The 21080-nt window shown below is 68.8% G+C and carries 18 protein-coding genes, 1 tRNA gene and 1 pseudogene; 7 read left to right on the plus strand and 13 right to left on the minus strand.

Annotated elements, in window-relative coordinates; genetic code table 11:
• Positions 1-1281, minus strand: coding sequence for an HAD family hydrolase (locus U5918_RS14435; protein ID WP_336002160.1), 1281 nt, complete (start codon positions 1279-1281; stop codon positions 1-3).
• 133 nt (positions 1282-1414) lie between these two features.
• Here U5918_RS14435 and gfcR point away from each other — a divergent pair, with 133 nt between their 5' ends.
• The 3 genes and pseudogenes from gfcR to U5918_RS14450 all read left to right on the plus strand — a co-directional run.
• The gene (gene gfcR, locus U5918_RS14440) at positions 1415-2050 is read left to right on the plus strand and encodes a transcriptional regulator GfcR (protein ID WP_336002161.1); all 636 of its coding nucleotides are present in this window, start codon (positions 1415-1417) and stop codon (positions 2048-2050) included.
• Positions 2051-2091: 41 nt separating this feature from the next.
• Positions 2092-3141: an HTH-type sugar sensing transcriptional regulator TrmB gene (gene trmB, locus U5918_RS14445; RefSeq protein WP_336002163.1), complete on the plus strand. Its 1050-nt coding sequence runs from the start codon at positions 2092-2094 to the stop codon at positions 3139-3141.
• Positions 3142-3197: 56 nt separating this feature from the next.
• Positions 3198-4133 (plus strand): annotated as a pseudogene (locus U5918_RS14450) (formate/nitrite transporter family protein); the annotation flags it as partial.
• An 81-nt stretch (positions 4134-4214) separates the two neighbouring features.
• Here U5918_RS14450 and psmB read toward each other — a convergent pair.
• Both psmB and psmA read right to left on the minus strand, forming a co-directional pair.
• The gene (gene psmB, locus U5918_RS14455) at positions 4215-4928 is read right to left on the minus strand and encodes an archaeal proteasome endopeptidase complex subunit beta (protein WP_336002167.1); all 714 of its coding nucleotides are present in this window, start codon (positions 4926-4928) and stop codon (positions 4215-4217) included.
• Positions 4925-5665 carry an archaeal proteasome endopeptidase complex subunit alpha gene (gene psmA, locus U5918_RS14460; protein WP_336002170.1) on the minus strand — a complete coding sequence of 247 codons (741 nt, stop codon included), beginning with the start codon at positions 5663-5665 and terminating at the stop codon, positions 4925-4927. Before psmA ends, psmB begins: the two co-directional genes overlap by 4 nt.
• A 141-nt stretch (positions 5666-5806) precedes the next feature.
• Here psmA and U5918_RS14465 point away from each other — a divergent pair, with 141 nt between their 5' ends.
• On the plus strand, positions 5807-6220 hold the full coding sequence (locus U5918_RS14465) for a GIY-YIG nuclease family protein (RefSeq protein ID WP_336002172.1): 414 nt from the start codon (positions 5807-5809) through the stop codon (positions 6218-6220).
• A 6-nt stretch (positions 6221-6226) separates the two neighbouring features.
• Here the strand turns inward: U5918_RS14465 and U5918_RS14470 are convergent, their stop codons facing one another.
• The 5 genes from U5918_RS14470 to U5918_RS14490 all read right to left on the minus strand — a co-directional run bounded on the left by U5918_RS14470 (position 6227) and on the right by U5918_RS14490 (position 10734).
• Positions 6227-6997 (minus strand): enoyl-CoA hydratase/isomerase family protein, encoded by a 771-nt coding sequence (locus U5918_RS14470; protein ID WP_336002173.1) that lies wholly within the window; start codon positions 6995-6997, stop codon positions 6227-6229.
• A 54-nt stretch (positions 6998-7051) separates the two neighbouring features.
• Positions 7052-9349: a neutral/alkaline non-lysosomal ceramidase N-terminal domain-containing protein gene (locus U5918_RS14475; RefSeq protein WP_336002175.1), complete on the minus strand. Its 2298-nt coding sequence runs from the start codon at positions 9347-9349 to the stop codon at positions 7052-7054.
• Positions 9350-9433: 84 nt separating this feature from the next.
• The gene (locus tag U5918_RS14480; RefSeq protein WP_336002177.1) at positions 9434-9739 is read right to left on the minus strand and encodes a putative quinol monooxygenase; all 306 of its coding nucleotides are present in this window, start codon (positions 9737-9739) and stop codon (positions 9434-9436) included.
• A gap of 293 nt (positions 9740-10032) precedes the next feature.
• Positions 10033-10106, minus strand: a tRNA-Ile gene (locus U5918_RS14485).
• Between the two features lie 100 nt (positions 10107-10206).
• Positions 10207-10734 carry an FxsA family protein gene (locus tag U5918_RS14490; protein WP_336002178.1) on the minus strand — a complete coding sequence of 176 codons (528 nt, stop codon included), beginning with the start codon at positions 10732-10734 and terminating at the stop codon, positions 10207-10209.
• 114 nt (positions 10735-10848) lie between these two features.
• Here U5918_RS14490 and U5918_RS14495 point away from each other — a divergent pair, with 114 nt between their 5' ends.
• The gene (locus U5918_RS14495; protein ID WP_336002180.1) at positions 10849-12474 is read left to right on the plus strand and encodes a DUF255 domain-containing protein; all 1626 of its coding nucleotides are present in this window, start codon (positions 10849-10851) and stop codon (positions 12472-12474) included.
• A 57-nt stretch (positions 12475-12531) separates the two neighbouring features.
• The gene (locus U5918_RS14500) at positions 12532-13335 is read left to right on the plus strand and encodes a TrmB family transcriptional regulator (protein WP_336002181.1); all 804 of its coding nucleotides are present in this window, start codon (positions 12532-12534) and stop codon (positions 13333-13335) included.
• A 7-nt stretch (positions 13336-13342) separates the two neighbouring features.
• On the opposite strand, the gene U5918_RS14505 is transcribed toward U5918_RS14500, so the two are convergent.
• Positions 13343-14122 carry an enoyl-CoA hydratase/isomerase family protein gene (locus U5918_RS14505; RefSeq protein WP_336002182.1) on the minus strand — a complete coding sequence of 260 codons (780 nt, stop codon included), beginning with the start codon at positions 14120-14122 and terminating at the stop codon, positions 13343-13345.
• A gap of 217 nt (positions 14123-14339) precedes the next feature.
• Complete coding sequence (mptA, locus tag U5918_RS14510) at positions 14340-15269, minus strand: GTP cyclohydrolase MptA (protein ID WP_336002183.1); 930 nt, start codon at positions 15267-15269, stop codon at positions 14340-14342.
• A gap of 207 nt (positions 15270-15476) precedes the next feature.
• Between mptA and U5918_RS14515 the strand changes: the two genes are divergently transcribed.
• Positions 15477-17765, plus strand: coding sequence for a nitric-oxide reductase large subunit (locus tag U5918_RS14515; RefSeq protein ID WP_336002185.1), 2289 nt, complete (start codon positions 15477-15479; stop codon positions 17763-17765).
• Between the two features lie 15 nt (positions 17766-17780).
• On the opposite strand, the gene U5918_RS14520 is transcribed toward U5918_RS14515, so the two are convergent.
• The 3 genes from U5918_RS14520 to U5918_RS14530 form a co-directional block, all read right to left on the minus strand.
• Entirely contained in the window at positions 17781-19568 is a 1788-nt protein-coding gene (locus tag U5918_RS14520) for a histidine kinase N-terminal 7TM domain-containing protein (RefSeq protein ID WP_336002187.1), read from the minus strand.
• Between the two features lie 12 nt (positions 19569-19580).
• Positions 19581-20180, minus strand: coding sequence for a HalX domain-containing protein (locus U5918_RS14525; protein ID WP_336003340.1), 600 nt, complete (start codon positions 20178-20180; stop codon positions 19581-19583).
• A 176-nt stretch (positions 20181-20356) separates the two neighbouring features.
• Positions 20357-20950 (minus strand): response regulator, encoded by a 594-nt coding sequence (locus U5918_RS14530; RefSeq protein ID WP_336002188.1) that lies wholly within the window; start codon positions 20948-20950, stop codon positions 20357-20359.
• Positions 20951-21080: the final 130 nt, after the last annotated feature.

The following is a 21080-nucleotide window of genomic DNA, read 5'->3' on the forward strand; positions in this document are numbered from 1 at the left end:
TCACGAGTCCAGTCGTGCCAGCCGATTCAGCGCGTAGATCGTCGCCAGTACGTCCGTCGCGTCGCCCGGATCGAAGACGAGTTCGTCAGTCCCAACGACGTGTGCCAACACGTCGCGGGAGGCGTGGTCCGGGGCGGCCGCGATGCCGGCGTCGTTCGCCGCGGCCCACTCCATCACCCGGAGGTCGCTCTTCGAGTCGCCCATCACGAGCGAGAAGGGGTCGTCGATCCCGAGCACGTCGAGGGCCGCCTCGACGCCGGCCACCTTGTTGAGTTCGAGGCTCCCGATCTCGGCCGCGTCGGCCTCGTAGTAGGCCACGTCGATCCGCTCGAAGACCGCCGCGACGGGGTCGGGTACGTCCGCCGGATCGTGGTCGACCGTCTCCCCCGTCCCTTCCAGCACGCCCCGGATCTCCGGGTCCTCTGCGGCGTAGTACGCTCGCGCCCACGCGCCGGCGGTCTCGGGGTCGGCGGTCTCGGCGTCTCCCGCGTCCCCATCCGCGCCGACTTCGGACAGCACCGCCTCGCCGAGCAGGTCGAGCATGTAGACCAGCGCCTCGTCGATCACCGCCCGGGCCTGGGTGCTCCCCGTCTCGAAGTTCGGCTTCATGGTGACGTTGAACTCGTTGCCCTGGAGGTGACAGCCCCGCCGGAGGGCCTCGGGAGCTTCGGAGAGGACGCGGGAGCGCACGGCGTCGAAGACCGCCCGGATCTCGTCGTCGAGGTCCGCGTAGAGGAGTTGCTTGGTGTCGCCGCCGTGGCCGGGGGTGAAGACGCCGGTGCCGGCCTCGTAGACGACGCTCACGTCCCCGGAGTGGACGAGTTCGTTGCCCAGCCCCTGGATCAGGAAGCCCTTGACGTTCTCGAGGGTCTGGCCGGTGCAGACGACGATGGGCGTCCCGGCCTCGTGGAACTCCGTCAGGATGTGCAGCGTGTCGCGGGGGATCTCGTTGTCCGTGCGACCGGCCGACCGGAGGGTCTCGTCCACGTCGAGCACCAGCACGTTGACGGCCCGCCCGTACTCCGTGTAGAGGTCCAGCGCGGTGAAGGCCTGCTCGCGGGTGGCGGTCGCGGCGACCTCGGCGAAGGTCTCGCCGACGTCGGGGAAGGCCTCGCGGATCTCGTCTTTGCCGGCGGCGAGCTCCTCGCTGGCGTTCTGCCAGTGTTCGAGGGCCACCCGGGAGTCGACGGGGGGAAACAGGTCGACGAAGTCCTGGTAGGCCCGGAGCCGTCCGGTGTCGAAGTCCGCGAACAGCCGGTAGAGCTGGTCGTACCGCTCCATGCCTTCGATTCCGTCGCGGACGGGCAAAAGGCTGCGGGGGCGGCGCGTCGATCCGCGAGCGTTCGCCGATCCCGGTGACGGAGCCGTCGCCACGGGAAAAAGGCCATTACCGGCGGCGGCGAACGGGACAGGTATGAAGAACATCGACGATCTGATGACCAGCGCGGCGGAGCTGGCCGAGCGCGGTCTCTCGAAGGGTGAGATCGCGGACGAGTTGAACGTCTCCCGCGAGACCGCGAGCTGGCTGGTCGAGCGCAGCGACGGCCCCCAGACGACCCCGGAGCAGGACGTGAGCGGCGGCCCCGAGGACATCCACGTCGACTGGAGCGCGATCGGTCGGGACTCGAACCGGCTGTGGCATATCGGCTCGACGATGGCCGATCTCCTCCTGAAGCAGGGCGAGGAAGTCGACCTGACCATCGGGATCGAGAAGGCCGGCGCGCCGCTGGCGACGGCGGTCGCGCGCGAACTCGACACGGACCTGGCGACCTACGCGCCGCGCAAACACCAGTGGGACGACGACGACATGGCGGATCTCGGTGGAACCTTCTCCCGGAACTTCGCGGGCATCCGCGACCGGGAGTGCTACGTCGTCGACGACACCATCACGAGCGGGACGACGATGACGGAAACGGTGCAGGCCATTCGCGAGCAGGGCGGCGAACCGATCGCCTGCGTCGTCCTCGTCGACAAGCAGGGCGTCTCGGACATCGAGGGCGTCCCCGTCTACTCGCTGGTGCAGGTCATCCGCGTCGGCAACGACGAGTAGAAGGGACACACTGATTTGACTCGTCGGCGTGAGCACGGACGATGAGCGAGGACCTCCACGCCGCGCTGTCACGGGTCGCCGACCGGTTCGACTTCGGCGAGTACGAGGCCACGGCCTACCTCACGATCGTCGAACACGGGCAGCTCACCGCCGCCGAGATCGCGGAGCGAACGGACATCCCCCAGCCCCGCGTCTACGACACCGTCCGCGACCTCGCCGACCTCGGCCTCGTCGAACTCCAGGAGTCCCGCCCGATGCGCGTGCTGGCGGTCGACCCCGAGACGGCCTTCGCCGACTTCCAGTCCTCGCTCGACGACCTCGTCGACGACCTCTCGGCTCGCTACACCGCCCCCGCTCGGGACACCGAGGCGGTCTCCCTGATCAAGTCCCGCTCGACGATCCTGCGCTATCTCGAAGAGATCGTCGGCGCCGCCGAGTACGAACTGATCCTCTCGCTCGACACCGAGTTGCTCGACCGGTTCGCCGACGATCTGCGGGCGAAACACGAGGACGGCGTCGCGATCGAACTCCTCCTGTCCCCGGCCGCGGACGTGCCTCCGGCCGACGAGTTCGACTACCTCGATATCGCCACGACGGTCAGAGCCCGCCGGGGGATCACCACGCCCGTCGTCGCCGTCGCCGACGGGAACTACTCGATCTACGCCACCCAGGACGCGCTGCAGGGCGACCGCGACCGCTACGGCGTCATCTTCAACCGCTCGGAACTGGGCTTTCTCGTCTCCGGCTTTCTCAACACCGTCCTCTGGACGACCGCCGAGACCGTCACCGAGGGCGACGACGACCGCCCGTTCCCGCGCCGCTACGCGACCATCCGCCGCTGTATCTCGGACCTGCGGGGCGCCGAGGGCGACTTCTACGCCTCCATCGAGGGCCGCGACGTGGTGACCGGCGACGAGGCGGTGATCGAGGGCCCCATCGATCAGGCCGCTTTCGGCGCCGGCCGCGAGACGGCGACGCTGCTCGTCGAGACCGAGGACGGCCCCGTCGAGGTCGGCGGCCAGGTCGCCGCGCTCGAGGACGTCGAGGCCCACGAGATCCGGATCGGTGAGGGCAGTCCGCCGGGCGTGTAAGTCACGGATTGCGATCGGGGCCGACGCTTTTTACGCCGGACGTGGACCCGAGTCCAATGGGAGACGATCCGCGGCCCTCGGCGGAGGGCGACGAGTCCGCCGACCGGACGAGTCCGACCACCCCGGACGCACCCGAGATGGGCGCGACCGTGTCGGACCGGTTCGAGACCCACGAGGTGTTCCAGCGGATCCTCGCCGCCGCGGACGCCGAGGCGACGACGGGGGTCCGGACGCTGTTTTTCAGCGCGCTCGCCGCCGGCTTCGCCATCACGCTCACGTTCCTCCTCTACGCGTCGCTCACGGCCGCGACCGGGGGCGATCCGATCGGGAGCGCCCTGCTGTACCCGCTCGGGTTCGTCTACATCGTCGTCGGGCGCTACCAGCTCTACACCGAGAACACGCTCCCGCCGGTGGTGCTGGTGCTCGACCGACTCGCGAGCGTCCCGCGGCTCCTGCGGACCTGGGCCGTCGTGTTGGTCGGGAACTTCGCCGGCGGCGGGCTCGGCGCCCTCTTCCTCGCCGCGACCGGCGTCTTTCCGCCCGAGGCCGCGGCGTCGGCGACCGCGATCGCCAGCAAAGGTGTCTCGACCCCATTCTGGGACCTCCTCTTCAAGGGAAGCGTCGCCGGCCTGCTCGTCGCCGGGGTCGTCTGGGTGGTCTACGCCGTTCAGGACTCCATCTCGCGGGTCGTCCTCGTCTACATCGCCTTCCTCGGGATCCCGCTGGGGAACCTGTTCCACGTCGCCGTCTCCTTTACCGAACTCGTCTACCTCGTCGCCGTCGGCCAGGGGCAGCCGCTCGCGGGGTTCGTCGGGTTCGTCCTGCCGGTCTTGCTCGGCAACACGCTCGGCGGCGTCCTGCTCGTGTCCGTAGTCAACTACTTCCAGACGACCGAACGGCGAGTCGCCGAGGCCCGCGAGGACGGCCTGCAACGGCGGCTCTCGCGCCGCGAGTGGCTGCTCGGGCGGCGCGCTGGACGGTCCTACGTGCCGCGACGGCGGCGAGAAAACTGAGCGGCCGGCGAGTCCGGCGCCGCGGTCGGCGCCGGTGGAAAAACGAGCGCGCGGACGGTCTCAGAGCAGGTCGTCGTACTCGTAGGTGTCGATCTCGACGCCCTCGCCGGTGACCTCGGCGATGACGAGGCCGTTACCGGAGCCGGTGTCGCGCTCGGCGGCCGCGCTGACCGCGTCGGCGGCGACGGTCGTCGCCTCGTCCATCGAGAGGTCGTCCTCGTACTGGCTCTCGAGGGTCCCGTACGCGACCGTGAGGCCGGAGCCCGTGACGGTGTAGTCGTCCTCCATCACGCCGCCGGCGGGGTCGATGCTGAAGACGTGGCTGCCCTCGTCGTCGACGCCCCCGAGGATCGGGTTGATCGCGAAGAAGGGGCCGCCGCGGGCGAAGTTACCCGCGAGCGTCGCCAGCGCCTCGATGCTGATGTCCTCGCCGCGGCGGGCCTCGTAGAGGTTGACCTCCGCGCGCAGCGAGCGGATGAAGGACTGGGCACCGCCCACGGAGCCCACGAGCGTCAGCGCCGCGGTCGGGTGGATCTGCTCTACCTTCTGGACGTTCTTGTTCGAGACGAACCGGCCGCCCAGCGACGCGCGGCGGTCGGTCGCCACGACGACGCCGTCGTCCGTCGTGATGCCGATCGTGGTCGTCCCGGTCTCGTTGACCTTCTCGTTGTCCTTGTCGGTCGTGTTGGGCAGCGTCCCGAGCTCGGGTTCGTAGGGGTTCTGCAGCCCCTCCTCCAGGCTCGGTGCGCCGCCGACTGGGTTCATGTCGGTCATTCCTCGTCACCTCCGGTGTCGATCTCCTCGACGTACTGTTCGATCTCCTCGGTCTCGTGGCGGCGGTACTGCTCGGTCTCGACGTCGACCGTGCCGAGAGCGACGCCCTCGGGGTCGAGGTCCTCGTCGCCGACCGTGTCGAGGCCGCGCAGTGCGAGGTCGATCCCGCCGTCCAGATCGAGGTCCTCGCGGTACTCCTCTTCGAAGAAGTCGATGAGGTCCTCGCGGTTGCCGCCCACGGCGAGCGCCTGCCACTCGTAGGGCGTGCCGGACGGATCGGTCTCGAACAGGCGCGGCTCGCCGTTCTGGATCCCGCCGACGATCAGCGCGACACCGAACGGGCGCGCGCCGCCCGTCTGGGTGTACTGCTGGATCTGGTCGGTGATGTCCTTGGTGAGTCCTTCGACGCCGATGGGCTCGCCGTAGCGGAGCTGGTTGACCTGCGCGTCGCGGCGCGCGAAGTCGATCAGCTGGCGGGCGTCGGCCACGTGGCCGGCGCTGGCGATGCCGATGTGGTCGTCGATCTTGTGTAGCTTTTCGACGCTCTCACGCTCCAAGAGCGGAGAGCGCACGCGCGTGTCGGCGGCGAGGACGACGCCGTCCTCGGTGCGGACACCGACGCTCGCGGTGCCGCGCTTGACGGCCTCACGCGCGTACTCGACCTGATAGAGGCGTCCGTCCGGGGAGAAGATCGTGATTCCCCGGTCGTAGGCCTGCTGTTGTGCGTTTCCCTGCATAGTTTGCATCGAAAGCCGGGGGTGGCCTTCACCTTGGGTTAGTGCCTCCCGTATTTAAACCCGTTTATGGTAGCAAGTGACACCGTCACCGACAGTCGACGACTTCGGAAGGTCGATTTGGGCGCGGGGCGTTGTCCCGGCGTGGTCGGAGGAACGTACACTATCGTCGTCAACCTTCCGGAACCGGAGACGCTTACGGTCGGGTCGCTCGGCGGACACGAACTCCCAGCCGGCGCCTGCGCCTACACCGGCAGCGCGTTCGGTCCCGGCGGGTTCAGTCGGGTCGATCGCCACGTCGAGATGGCCGCCGGCGAGCGCGACGCCCGCCACTGGCACGTCGACTACCTGCTGGGCGACACCCCAGCGCGGATCGAGACGGTCGCGCGCTCGCCCGGGGCCGAGATCGAGTGCGCCGTGGCCCGCGCGCTCGCCGAGACCGGCGCGGTGGTCGTCGAGGGCTTCGGCGCGTCGGACTGCGACTGCCCGACGCACCTGCACCACCACGACGACCGGGACGCACTCGTCGCGGCAGTCCGGAGTGCGCACGACCGGTAGCGCCGGTCAGCGCCCCTCGAACTCGGGTTCGCGACCCTCGAAGAACGCGCCGACCCCCTCCGCGAAGTCCTGGGTCTCGAAGATCCGATCCTGCGCGCGAGCCTCCGCGCGGAGCGCCTCCTCCATCGAGCGGTGGGTGTTGCGCTGGACCAGCCGCTTGGTCTCGCCGACCGCCAGGGTCGGCCGGGAGGCCAGGGTCGCAACCCGTTCCGCGACCGTGTCCTCGAACTCCTCGGCGTCGAACGACTCCGTGGCGATGCCCATGTCGACGGCCTCCTCGGCGCCGACGCGACGGGCGGTGATCAGGAGGTCGAGCGCCCGGCGCACGCCCACGAGACGGGGCAGGACGTAGGTCGCGCCGGTGTCGGGCGCGAGGCCGATGTCGGTAAAACCCCAGCCGAAGACCGCGTCGTCCCGGGCGTAGACGAAGTCACAGGCCGTCGCCAGCGAAGCACCTGCACCGACGGCGACGCCACGGACGACGGCGATTGTGGGCTTCTCCATCCGCAGGAGGCCGGCCGCGATGGCGTTCAGGCCGGTTTCGAGTTCCTCGATCACGCCTTTGCCGTCCATGCCCCCCGAGAGGTCGATCCCGGAACAGAAGGCGTCGCCCTCGCCCTCGACGACGACCGCGCGGATCCCGGCGTCGTGTTCCAGCGCGCGGAGTTCGTCGGCCATCTCCGCGCAGGCCTCGGCGCTGATAGCGTTCTTGCGCTCGGGGTTGCTGATCGTGACGGTCGCGTAGTCGTCCTCGCGCGTGACCTCGATGTCGGTCATGGGCCGGCAGAGGAGCGCCGGGGTAAGAATGGTTGTGGGTCAGTGACGAGGCAGTCAGGTCGGGAAGGACCCGATCCCGAACAGCCCCGGCGGATCGCCGCCGCCGGTCCCCATCGTCTCGGGCCAGTCCAGCTCGGCGACGGACCCGACACGGAGGTCGACCGCTTTCCCGTTCCGGTTGCCCAGGCCGTCGACCAGCCCGTTCTCGGGGACGGTCACCACGTCGCCGGCAGCCACGCCCGAGACGGTCGCGATCCAGGCCTCGGCCCCCTTGTCCCACCTCGCCTCGTGTTCCTGGCCCGCCGCGGAGAACGCCAGCAGGCCACCCGTCGGCCGAATCGGTCGGACGCGGAGGTTCTCGTCGGGGTCCGGTGGCGGGTTCTGCGCGACGAACGCGAGCCGCGTCCCGTCCCCCTCACCGCTGCTCGAACCGTCAGCGACCCGGACGCCCCGCACGCGGAGTCCCCTCGACGGAACGACCTCGAAGGCCCGGCTCGGCAGTTCGTAGTTCGCGGCCTGCACGCGGAACCGGTAGGTCCCCGTCGGCAGGTCAGGCGGCACGTCGTAGCGCGCGGTATAGTGCCCCCAGAACGCCGTCCAGACGAAGCCGAGGCCGAGGTCGCTGGTCACCGTCTCCCACCCGCCGCCCGTCCGCCGTTCGAGCGACACGAAGGGATCGCCGACCGGCCGGTCTTTCCCGCTCCAGCCGCCCCTCCATTCGAGCGTGACGACGTCCATCCGCTCGACGGTTTCGGGCGGCTGGGTCTCGATCGCCCCGTCGTCGCCGCCGTCGCCGACCGGGGCGTCCGGCACCGCCGGTCGCGAACCGGTGGGTTCTGAGGGTTCGCCGACCCGCTCGGCCAGCGCGCCGGCGAGGTCCTCCTGCCGATTGCGGATCAGCAGGGAGGTGTACTTCCCGAAGGCGGTGTTGCCGCCCTCGTAGTCCTGCACGTCGTACTCCTGGGGCGTGGTGAAGTAGCCGTTGTACCCGTTGGCGATGCCGACCACGGAGACCGTCTCGACGCCGTCTGGCGCGACCGATTCGGCGGCTTCCCGCATCCGCCGCCCCATCTCGACGGTCGGTTCGCCGGGGACCGTCACGAGCATCTCGTCCCCGATCCGCATGGCCTGCACTTCCACGTCAGTCGAGTAGGGGGCCGGCGCGAGCAGGATCTTCCGCCCGTGGACGTCGTCGGCCAGCCACTCCGGTTTGCGTTTGCCCTCCAGTTCGAGCCCCGAGAAGGGCGTCGGCCCGTTCTCGCCGCCGTCCAGCGTCGGCAGGCCGACGATCGCGTCGTCGGCGACCCGCTTGCCGGGTTCGACTTCCTGCCCGACGTACTCGTCCTGCGTCGCGCGCCCGTCCACCGGGAGGTCCCGGGAGAGGTCGCCGCCGGCGTTCCGCCAGGCGTCCCACATCGCGCGCTCGATCCGGATCGCCGTCCGCTCGGCGACCGCGTACTGCCCGTAGTCGTCGTAACGCGGGATCTGGTCGCCGACGCGCCCAGTTGTGTAGACCGTCACGGGCGCGTCGCCGTCGTCGAAGCGCCGGGCGAACCACTCGCGTGCGACGCCGGGGAAGTCCGCCGAGAACGTCGTGTTGCTCGGCGTGAACGCCGTCGGGTGGTTACCGAACAGCGTCCACGCGCAGATCGGCGTCCCGTCGGTTCCCTCGACCCGGAGCAGCCTGACCGTCGTGTCGCGAGCGCGGTCGGGGTCGACCGGGTGGTCTTCGGGTTCGGCCTCGCCGATCGGCACCTCCAGGTCGAAATTAGCCAGATGGGCCGCCAGCGACCGGTTCCAGTTGCCCTCTTCGACCGTGCCGCTGGCCCAGCCGGCCCGGGCCGGGCGGCGGTTCGCGTCGGCCGCCGCGATCGCGTCGCCGATCTGCCCCGCGATCCACTCGCCCGGTTCGTTCGGCCCGGCGTGGGTGTGCGTCGCCGCGAAGAGCACCGAATCGCGGTCGAACCCCTGCGGTCGGACGTGCTCGATTACCCGGTCCCGCACCGCCGGCTTTCCGAGGTCCGCCGACACGAGCGCGACCTTCCGCTCGCCGTCCGAGAGGACCAGCGCGTGTGCGAACAGCCTGATCGCGACCCCCTCGGCCCGCATGTCCGGCCGGACGTACCCGAAGAAGGAGCCGCCGTTCTCCGGCGTGATGTCCCGACGGGCCGCGCTCGCGGTGAGCGCGCCCCCCGAGGTCGCCGATCCGCTCTCGCCGCTCGCGAGGCCCGTCGCGAGTCCCGCCAGCGCCGTCGCCTGGACGAACCGGCGTCTGTCCAGCGTGTTCGATACCCCGCGCTCCGCCCCCCGTCGATCCGGGGCCCCCGACCCCGGACCGCCCGTGTTCGCCATCGTGCCACCGGGTACCGGGTGCTCCGGGATAACGGTTCACGCGGATATGGAGCCGTGTTTAAAAGTAATCCGACGGGTTGCGCCTCAGAGCTCCAGTTCGGTCATCGAGTCGACCTCGAACTGGAGTACCTCGGGTTCGCCGGCGAGCCAGTCGCCCAGCGCCGCCTCGAACTCGCCGAAGTGCTCGGTCTCCGTGTGCGCGCCGAAGGCCGCGGCGTCCTCGTAGCGCTCCACGAAGCGAACCACGTTCTCGTCCTCGACGTCGGTCGTCGCGCGGTAGTCGAGCATTCCGTCTTCCGCGCGGGACTGCTCGGCCAGGTCCTGGATCTGCGCCAGCGCTTCCTCGCGGTGCTCGGGGTCGATGGGGAAACTCGCGTGAACGACGATCATTACACCCTGTAGTCAGGGGCAGGGGACGAAAAGCTACCCCTCAGGGCCGCCCGCCCTCTGCGGGGCCCTTGCCCGCGAGGACACTCTCGATAGGATCGTCCGGCACGAACAGGTCGCCGACCACCCCGCCGACAACTCCGCCGACCGGACCGACGGCGACTGGGTGCGGTAGTTCATCCGGAGCCACTACGAGAATCTCTTCGGGGAGTAGGGCGACTGCTGTAGAGAGCAACCACTACGGAACTGAGAGCGCCGAAAGTTAGGTGGCTGGGGAGTTCTCGGCCCGCGGAAAGTGGGCCAATCCGGATTTGAACCGGAGGCCTCCCGGTTATCAGCCGAGCGCTCAACCTGACTGAGCTATTGGCCCAGGTGAGCGCGTTCGACTGTTCCGCCCTGCCTATGTTAAGCGTTTCTTTTCGCTGAAAGGGTGGTTCGGGCTCACATCCGGTCGCGGGTTGCCTCCGCGCTCAGCGCGAACTCTCGTCGTCCACGTCGTAGGAGTCGCTATCGACGTCGTAGGTGTCCTCGGGGGTACCCTGGCCGGGCTGTCCCCCTGCCGCTCCCCCCTGGCCCTCGCCGCCGGGGAAGCCGCCGACGTAGACGTTGCCGGTGGCGAAGCCGCTGGTCTTCGCGTCAACGTAGGGCGTGACGAACCACTTCTTGGCCGCCAGCCGGACGGGGTAGCGCGTGACGGGCACGACGAGGACCAGCCCGACGAGGTCCGTCACGAGCCCGGGCGTGAGCAACATCGCGCCCGAGATGAGCAGGAGGCCCCCGTCGATCAGTTCGTCGGTCGGGGCCTCCCCCTGGGCGAGTTTGGCCTGGATCTTCCGGAGGGTATGGCGGCCCTCGGCGCGGACCAGGAGCATCCCGATCAGCGCGGTGAGGACGACCAGCGCGACCGTCGGCAGGACGCCGATCCAGCCCCCCACCACGAACAGGAGCATGATGTCAAGCAGGGGGATGAGCAACAGCAGGGCGATCATCCGGAGCATGCCCGTCCGTAGCGGGCCAGCACTCAAAATAGAACCGCTTCCGGCCGGATTCCCAGTGATCGAGCGAGCGCGCCGGGACGCAGGATACTTGACCGGCGACCGCTTCCGCCCGATATGGACGACTCCGCGGCGCGCACGAACGTCGAGTGGCGCGAGTGGGGCCAGGAGCCCTTCGAGGTGGCCGATCGGGCGGGCAAGCCGGTCCTGCTCTCGCTGTCGGCTCCGTGGTGTGCCCACTGCCACGAGATGGACGCCACCACCTACACCGAGCCGCGCATCGCCGCGAACATCAACGACGGGTTCGTGCCGGTCCGGGTCGACGTGGACCGCCACCCGCGGGTCCGCGAACGCTACAACATGGGCGGGTTCCCCTCGACCGTCTTCTGCACGCCCGAGGGTGACATCCTCACCGGCGCCGGCTACCTCGGGATCGACGGCTTCCGGGAGATCTTGGACTCCGTGCGGCGCACCTGGGACGGCGAGGGCGAGGACGCCGGTCGCGTCCCGCGCGCACTCCGGGACGGGACGCCACCGAGCGGTGAGGTCACCGCCCGCATCGAGGAGCACATGGTCGAGCAGTTGCTCGGGGCCTTCGACGAGGAGTTCGGCGGCTGGGGCTCGGACGCGAAATTCCCCCTCCCGCGGACCGTGGAGTTCGCACTTGTCCGGGCCCGAGATCAGGCCACCCGGACGCTGGAGGCCATCCAGACGCACCTGCTCGACACCTACGACGGCGGCTTCTACCGCTACGCGACGGGCCGGGACTGGAGCGACCCCCACCGGGAGAAACTGCTCGACGAGAACGCCGCGCTGGTCCGCGCGTTCGCCCGTGCGTACCGCTACACCGGCGAAGACTCCTACCGGAGCTCCGCCGAGTCGACCGTCGAGTACCTGACGACGGACCTGTGGACCGGCGACGCCTTCGCCGCCAGCCAGGCCGGCGACGACGACTACTACCGGATGGGGCCCACCGACCGCGAGGAGGCCGAGCCGCCGGCGGTCGACGAGACGGTGCTGGCCGACCGGAACGGGATGGCGGCCGGGGCGCTCTTCTCCCTGCACGCCTACACCGACGACGAGTCCGCGCGCCGGTACGCCGAGCGAGCCCTCGACCACGTCCTCGACGACCTGGTCGACGAGGGCGAGGTCACCCACTACCGGACCGACGAGGAGACCGGCGAGGCCGGACTGCTCGCCGACCAGACGGGGGTCCTGCAGGGGCTGACGACCGGCTGGCAGGTGACGGGCGGCTACGAGGACGCCGCCGTCGCCGTCGCCGACTACGCGCTGGCCGAACTGGGAGACGACGCGAGCGGGGCGTTCCGGGACGGGGTCGCGACGGGCCCCGGCCTGCTGGACCAGCCGCTCTACCCGCTCGACACCAACGTCGAACTCGCCGACGCGCTGATCGACCTGGCGGCGCTGACCGGGGAGGACCGGTACCGCGAACGGGCCCGCGAGGCCGTCGCGGCGTTCGCGGGTGCGGCCGAGCGCATGGGCGTCGAGGTCGCTAGTTTCGCGACGGTGGCCGCGCGCCTCCAGTCGCTGCGGGTCTTCCGGGTGGGGACGCCCGCCGGCAGCGACCTCCACCGCGCCGCCCTGCGAGTCGCCGACCACGAGGCGGTCGTCGTGCCCGACGCGGACGTCCCGGACGGCGAAGCGAGGGTGATCGACGACGGCGAACCGACCGGGACGGCCGAATCGCCCGACGGCCTGGCTGAACTGGCGACCGGTTCATAAAAACCACGGCGGTAAACCTGCGATGCGTTTATATCCCCGGCATCCGAGCGCTCCACAATGGCAAGTCTGAGAGACCTGGGGTTGTCCGAGTACGAGGCCCGGGCCTACCGCGCGCTACTGAAGACGGGGCCCACAACGGCCAAAGAGTTGTCCCGCGTCAGCGACGTGCCCATGGGTCGGATCTACGACGTGCTCAACAGCATCGAGACGTACAATCTGGTCCGGAGCCAGAGCGCGAGCCGGCCCAAGAAGTACGTCGCCGTCGAACCCCAGACCGCCCTCGACCGCCTGCTCGAGGACAAGAAGCGCGAACTCGAGGAGAAGGCCGAACAGTACGAGGGCATCGTCGACGACCTCGTCGGCGAACTCGAGAGCGCCGAACCCGTCGAGGAGACCTTCTGGACCGCTGCCGTCGGCCCGGACGAGACCGTCGACCTGCTCGTCGAACGCCTCGCCGCCGCCGACGAGCGCATCATCATGGTCGCGTCCTCGTCCTCCCAGCAGTTCGACATGGACACCGTCGGCGACCTGATCGTCGAGGAACTCGGCAACGCCCTCGACCGGGGCGTCGACGTCTCGCTGTTGATGCGTCCGGAACTCGTCGACGAACTGCCCGAGAGCGTCGGCGAGCGCTACCGCTCCCATCTGGCCCGCCACGAGCAGTTCTCGGTGCGCATCTCGCCCAACGTCTCCGGCACCTTCGAGCTGATCGACAACGCAGAGGTCTGCATCGAGGTCCCCCACCCGCTCAACGCCGACGAGACCTTCGCCGTGATCGACCTCAAGGACCGCGAGTTCGCCGCCAACGTCCGTTCGGAGTTCGACCCGCGGTGGGAGGAAGCCGAAGAGCTGAACCTGTAACCGTCCCTCAGCGCCCCTCGAATACCGGATCCCTGTCTTCGAGGAACGCCGCCATCGCCTCGCGCCGGTCGTACGTGTCGAAACAGGCCGCGATACTCTCGCGGCTGTGTCGGATCCCGGCCTCGACGCCGTTCGAGCGGAGCGCGCGAAAGACCTCGGACTGTCGGCGGACGATTTCCGGACTCTTCGCGGCGAGCGTCTCGACGAGGTCGTCCACGGTCGCGTCGTACTCCGTCGGTGGGACCGCCCGGTTGACCAACCCCATCTCGGCGGCCTCGGCTCCCGACACCGGCTCACCGGTGTAGATCAGTTCCTTCGCGGCCTGGAGTCCCACGAGCCGGACCAGCAGCCCGCCCTGGATGCCGGTGACCAGCCCCGCGTCGATCTCGGGCAGCCCCAGCGCGGCGTCCTCGGTCGTGACCCGGAAGTCACAGGACATCGCCAGTTCCAGCCCCGCCCCGAGAGCGTACTCCCCGCAGCGACAGACCGTGACGGCGTCCTGATCGCGGATCGCCGCGTTCGCGTCGTGGAGCGCCCCGAGAAAGGACCGCGCCTCGGACACCGAGCTATCGAGCACCGCGTCGAGATCCAGGCCGGCCGTCAGTCCGCCGATCCCGTCGTCGGCGGCCGGCCCGACGGTGAGCACCGAGACGTCTGCCGGCACGTTCGTCGCGGCGTCGCGGAGCTCCTCGATCGCCGCGGGCGAGAGGAGGTTCAGGTCGCCGGTGTCGATACGGAGGTGTGCGACCCGCTCGTCGTCCGGGTCGCGGCTCACTGTGGGTGGCATCGAACGGGATTCGGCGACTCGCCTAATAAGAACGGGGGCGACCGCAGATTGCTCCGAAGTCTTCAGTCCTCGCCGTTGATTTCGCCCTTCAGCATCCCACGTTTTTCTCCTCGGGTTCGCCTGTGGCGAACCACTCGTCGAAAAACGTGGGCGAAAAACGGAACGCTCGGCTTTGCCTCGCGTTCCGCGAACCGCGCTCGCTCCGCTCGCGCGGACGTTAGTCGCCGTTGATTTCGCCCTTCAGCGTCCCGTACTCCGCGACGCGCTCGGCGTGGGCGTTGTGCTGGTGGATCGACTCGTCGTTGGACTGCTTCATCGTCACGATCGCCTCGTCGGGGAGATCGGGGAACTCCTCGACCACGCCCTCGGCCATCGCGCGGACGCAGTCCTCGACGAACTTGGCGTCCTTGTGGGACTCGTAGGTCATGTGGTCCTCGTCCGGGCGCTTCGCGAGGTTGTAGATCCGGGCGCTCATCGCGTCGCGGGCCACCTCGATGATGTCGTTCAGGTCGGCCTCGGGTGCGCCCTCGCTCTCGACAGTCAGCGTGGCGTGGCCGCGCTGGGAGTGGCCCGGCTGGGGGACTTCTTCGAGGAACTGGTCGACGACCTCGTCGTCGACGCCGAGACCGGCGAGGGTCTCCCGGGCGCGGGACGTGCTCATCCCCTGCGAGCAGGGACAGACGGTCATGCCGGTGACGCGGGCGCCGATCTCCTCGGTGGTGCCGTCTTCGGTCGCGGTCGCGGACGCGATGATGTCCGCGGTGGACTGGGTGGGGCGGTTGGACTCGGGGGTCTGCTCGCGGGTGACGTACTCGGCCTCCATCCGGACCTCGGCCTTGGTCGTGTAGTCGTGTTTGTCGATCAGCCGCTCGGCGACCTCGCCGCAGACGTCCTCGACGCGGTAGACCTCGTCGGCGACGGCGGCCTCCAGCGTCTCGTCGATGACCTCCATGTTGCGGGACATGTCGGCTCCCTTCCGCCAGGACGGGAGGTCGACGAACACCTCGAACTCGGCCATCAGCACGATCGGCCGGTCGTCCTCGCGGCCGAGCTTGACGAGCTTCTCCACGCCGGTGACGCCGACGCGGTTCAGTCCGACGGTCACGTCGGGACTCGTCGCCTGAACGTCCGGCAGTTGCTGACTCATTGACCCCTGCTAGGGACGAACTCTGTGTAGGGCTTTCGGTACCGACGACGTTCGCGAGCGGCCTCGACCGGGGCCGCGAACGGACTGCCTGCAAGACGTTCGGTCCCCCGCTGTCGTCCCGCTGTCGCCGAACCGGTTCGGTCGCGGTCCCACGATCTTGGAGCACCGTCGACCCTTCATCCGTCTCCTCGTCGGACCCCCGACTGTATGCAAGTCACGCGAAAGCAACTCGCGACGGCACTGGTCGTCGTGTTCGTGTTCAACCTCGTCGTCATGGGACTGGGCGCGCTCTACTCGGCCCAGCAGGCCCCGCCGATCCCGCAGCAGGTCGAGGGGCCCGACGGCGAGACGGTCACGACGCAGGACCAGGTCCAAGCGGGCAAGACCGTCTTCCAGTCGGACGGGCTGATGAACCACGGCTCGATCCTCGGAAACGGCGCGTACTTCGGCCCCGACTACACGGCCGACGCGCTGGATCTGAAGGTCGAGCACATGCGTGCCTACTACGCCCGGGAGGAACACGGCCGTTCCTACGAGAACCTCTCGGACGGCGACCGGGCGGCGATCAACGCCACGGTCCAGTCGGAACTCGACGCGAGCGAGTCCGGTGACGTGGTCCGGTACTCCGCCGCGGAGCTGTACGCCCACGAGCAGGTCCGCGAGGAGTACGTCGAGCGCTACTACGAGGGTGAACCCCACCGGGGCGTGCCGGCGGACATGATCGACTCCGAGGAGCGGGCCCGCCAGTTCGCCGACTTCGCGATGTGGACCGCCTGGGTCGCCCACACCGACCGCCCCGGCGGCGAGAACAGCTTCACCAACGAGTGGCCCTACGCCCCCGGCGCGGGCAACCAGCCGCCGGCGAGCGCGATGACCTGGAGCGTCATCGCCATGGTGTTGCTCGTCGCGGGGGCCGGCGGCGCCATCTGGCTCTACAAGTCCATCGACCTGCCCGAACCCGAGACCGAGGGCGTCACCGTCCCCGATCCGCGTGACGTGCAGATCCTGCCCAGCCAGATCGCCGCGAGCCGCTTCGTCGCCATCGGCGCCCTGCTCTTCCTGGCGCAGGTGCTTCTGGGTGGGCTGCTCGCGCACTTCTACATCGAGCGCGACGCCTTCTTCGGCCTCGGCGAGATCTTCGGCTTCGAGATCCTCCAGTGGCTCCCCTTCGCGCTGGCCAAGACCTGGCACATCGACCTGGGGATCCTCTGGATCGCGACCCTCTGGCTCGGCGCCGGCCTCTTCCTCCCGGCGCTGTTGACCGGCTACGAACCGGACAACCAGGCCCGCTACGTCAACGGCCTGCTGGTCGCGCTCGTGGTCGTCGCGGTCGGCGGCCTGGCGGGCATCTGGCTCGGCGCCCAGGGGTACATCGACGGCGACCTCTGGTGGATCATCGGCAACGAGGGCCTCGAGTACCTCGAGGTCGGCCGCCTCTGGCAGATCGGCCTGCTCGTCGGCTTCGCCATCTGGGCGGCGCTGGTCTGGCGCGGCTTCCGCCCGCTGCTGCAGCGCGAACAGCCCTTCGGCCTGGCGCACATGATCCTCTACGCCGGGGGCTCCATCGCCCTGCTGTTCACGGCGGGGATGTTCTACACGCCCCAGACCAACATCGTCGTCACGGAGTTCTGGCGCTGGTGGGTCGTCCACATGTGGGTCGAGGGCGCCTTCGAGTTCTTCATCGTCGCCATCGTCGGCCTCGTGCTCGTGAGCATGAACCTCCTGGAGAAACGGTCGGCGGAGAAGGCGGTCATGCTCCAGGCGCTGTTCGTGATGGGGACGGGCGTCATCGGCGTCTCCCACCACTACTGGTGGATCGGCCAGCCCGACATCTGGGTGCCCATCGGGAGCGCCTTCTCCACGCTCGAACTCATCCCGCTGGTGTTCATCCTCTACGAGGCGATCGGCCAGTACCACGCGATGTCCACCGGCGGCGAGAGCTTCCCGTACACCCTGCCGTTCATGTTCATCATCGCCAGCGGGGCGTGGAACTTCGTGGGCGCCGGGGTGCTCGGGTTCTTCATCAACCTCCCGCTGATCAACTACTTCGAGCACGGCACCTACCACACCGTGGGTCACGCCCACGCCGCCATGTTCGGGGCCTTCGGCTTCCTCGCCATCGGGATGGCCGTCTACATGCTCCAGCTGACGACCCGGACGGGCGCCTGGTCCGAGCGCCGCCTGCGCTGGGCGTTCTGGTGCTGGAACGTCGGCCTGGCGCTGATGGTGTTCGTCTCGGTGCTCCCTGTCGGCTTCCTCCAGCTCGAGGCCGTCTTCACGGCGGGCTACGACGCCGGCCGGAGCCTGGCCTTCTACGAGCAACCGATCGTCCAGGCGTTGTTCTGGGCGCGGTTACCGGGCGACACGCTGATCATCGTCGGGACGGCCATCTTCGGCTACGACGTGGTCCAGAAACTGCGCAACCAGTCGGTCGCCGAGACGCCGACCGACGACGCCGGGCAGCCGATCGCCGACCGCGTGCTGAGCGACGACTGACGCGACCCGCCCGGGTCAGCTGTGGACGTCCCGGGCCCCCGCGTCGGTGGTCGCTTCGGAGTCCGCGTCCGCCGCTTCGACGCCGGTTTCGCCGGTCTCCCCGTCCTCCGGGACCTCGTCGGCCGCCGGCAGCCTGACCGTCACGACGGAGCCGCGGGGGTCGTTCTCCTCGAACTGGACGGTGCCGCCGGACTCGGTGACGATCCAGTTGATGATCCAGAGGCCGAGTCCGCTGACGTGCTCGAGTTGCGTCTCGCGGCCGCGCAACAGGACGGCCCGTTCCTCCTCGTGGATACCCGGGCCGTTGTCGGCGACTTCGATGACGACCTCGTCGTCCTCGACCCAGACGGAGACGGCGACCTCGATCAGCGGTTCGGGGTTGTCGTTGTGCTCGACGGCGTTCTCCAGTGCGTTCTGGACGGCGTCGGCGAAGAACTCGATGGCCGAGACCGGGGCCGCGGCCGGGAGGTCGGTCTGGATGGTGACGTCCGGGCGGTCGGCCTCGATGTCCGCGACGACGGTCTCGACCACCTCCACCGCGTCCATCCGGCGCGAGCCCACGTCCTCGCTGTCGAGGGCCTGTTCGAGCTGGCGGACCTTCTCGCTGAGGTCGATCAGTCCCGAGATGTGCGTCTCGATGGCCTCGACCCACTCGGCGTCCGGGTTGTCCTGCTTGCCCAGTTCCGCGTAGCCGAGCACGACGTTTGCCTCGTTCCGGAGGTCGTGGCGGAGCGCCCGGTTGAGGACGTTCAAACGCTGTTCGCGCTGTCTCCGGTTCGTCACGTCGCGCAGACTGACCAGGTGGCCCGTCAACAGCCCGCCGGCGCGGTGGAGTTCGGCCACCTCGACGTCGAAGTACCGGAGCTTGCCGTCCCGGCGGAGCGCCAGTTCCGACCCCTCGCTGCTGCCACCGTCCGTCGCGGCCCCGGACAGCACCGGTTCCAGGTCGGGGAGCGCGTCCTCGACCGGTCGACCGATCGGGGACTGGCTCTCGGCCCCGACGATCCGCAGCGCGCGCTCGTTGCAGTCGATGATCCGGTGGTCGTCGTCGAGGACGAACACCGCCTCGACGAGGTTGTCCATCAACTCGTCGCGGGCGACCTCGCGGGCGACGGGGACCACCTCCAGCATCCGGTGTCTGAAGATGGCGACCATGAACATGAGGACGGTGACGGCGAAGGCCGGCGGCGTCGCGTCGAAGTTCGTGAGGCCGGTCAGGAACGCCGCGTTGGCCAGCCAGGGGACGGAGGCGCCAAACATCACCGTCAGCACCTGGCCGCGGTAGACGTCGTCCGAGACGACGAACATCCGGACGAACAGGGCCATCGCCGCGAACAGGAGGACGTACGAGTAACCGCTGTGAACCCAGAACCAGAGCCCGTAGTCGACGGACAGCGTCGCCCCGTTCCCCGCGACGCGGACATCGCTCCACATCAACCCGTGCCAGCCGTTCGTCCAGATGAACACCTGCGTCAGCGCCGGGATCACGAGCAGCGGGAGGGGGCCGTACCGGGTCAGCGGCGTCTCGGTGTTTGTGAAATCTTCGGCGAAGTACAGAAACAGGACCGGGATGACCGCGATGCCGAGGTACGCGGCGTTGTAGAACGGACGCTGGAGCGCCGGCTCCGTCTGCGCCATCACGCCGGCGAACGAAGCGGTCCAGACGGCGACGCCGAAGAAGAGCCCGGCCAGCGGCCGCGCGCCGACGGTCGACCGATAGCGATACGCCCACGTCCCGAAGGCCACCATGGTCACGGCGATACCGATATAGAGGACCGCGTGCGGCGAGTATTGCCATGCCATGGGTGGTTGTGCCTACGACTGCGACGGCGAGTCCATCGAGTCGAGATCCGGCTCCGGCATCCGGAAGAGCGCGCCGAACTCGTCGTCTTCGAGGTCGCCGACCGCGTCGTCGAGGTTCGCTTCGAGCGCTTCGATCTGCTCCGTCAGTTCCTGGTACTCGTCGTTCGTCTCCAGCGCGGAGCGACTCTTCGAGGACTCGAGCGCCGCTTTCTTCGAGACCAGCGAGAAGTACTCCTGGAAGGTGTCGTCGTACGTCGAGTACGTCAGCAGCTGTTCTACCGTGTCGTAGAGGTCGGCTCTGGATACCGGCTTGACGACGTACTCGTCGAAGCCCATGTCCAGGATGTCGAAGTCAGGGTCGACCGCCGTCACCATCGCGACCCGGCAGTCGAACCCCTCTTCGCGGATGTGTTTGAGGACCTCGTCCCCCGACATCCCCGGCATTCGCCGGTCGAGCAACACCGCGTCGACGTCTTCGTCGAGCTTCTCGAGTGCTTCCGCACCGCTATACGCCGTTCGGACGTCGTACTCGTCCTGGAGGTGGGCCGCGTACACGTCCGTGACGGCGGACTCGTCGTCGACGATGAGGACTGTTGTTTCTCCCAAACCTATCCACTCACTGTTCAAAGTCGTGAAGGGTAGCCAAAAAGTTTCCGCCCCGTGTTCAGATCTGAAAACCGAGAATCGACGATGCGGTCTGCTCGCTCTGGCTGCTCTCGTGGGATCGAATCGCGGTTATCGAATTCAACAACGACAGGGCGTCAGGCGTCGTTGCGGTCCGTCCGGCGTCACTCTTCTTCGACGGTGTGGACGTCCTCGTCGAGTTCGCGGAAGACGGCAGCGAACGCCTCGTCGTCGAAGCGCGCGACGGTCTCCTCGAGGTGGTTGCGGATCCGGGCTCGCTGGCGTTTGAGTTCCCTGAACTCGTCGCTGCCTTCCAGTTCCGTGGTGCCCTTGTTCGCCACGAGCGTCGCGTACTTCGAGGAGAGCGCGTAGTAGCGCTGGAGCGTCTCCTCGTACTCGGCGCAGACGAGCAACCGGTCGATGGTGTCGAACAGGTCCGACTGCGAGACGGGTTTGATGACGTAGTCGTCGAAGGGCATTTCGATGATGTCGAAGCCCGGATCGACCGCGGTCACCATCGCGACCCGGCAGTCGTACCCCTGTTCGCGGAGCTCCTCGAGCACGTCGTCGCCGGAGACGCCGGGCATCCGGCGGTCGAGCAGCACCACGTCGACGTCCGGACCGAGCGCTTCCAGTGCCTCCGCACCGCTGTACGCGGTTTCGACGTGGTACTCGTCGCGCAACTGCGCTGCGTACGCGTCGGCCACGTCGGGTTCGTCGTCCACCACCAGCACGGTGGGGAGGTCACCGGGACTCATCCAATCGCTAGCAAATGGCCCCAACAGAAGGATAAGCGTTCCGGGCGTTTCAGGGGCAGGAATTATTCGTTCAACGACACGTTACGGTCGCGGACGCCGGTTCGGTCCTCGCCACGACGACCTCACTCCC

It is taken from the genome of Halorientalis sp. LT38, assembly GCF_037031225.1.
Taxonomy (GTDB): Archaea; Halobacteriota; Halobacteria; order Halobacteriales; family Haloarculaceae; genus Halorientalis; species Halorientalis halophila.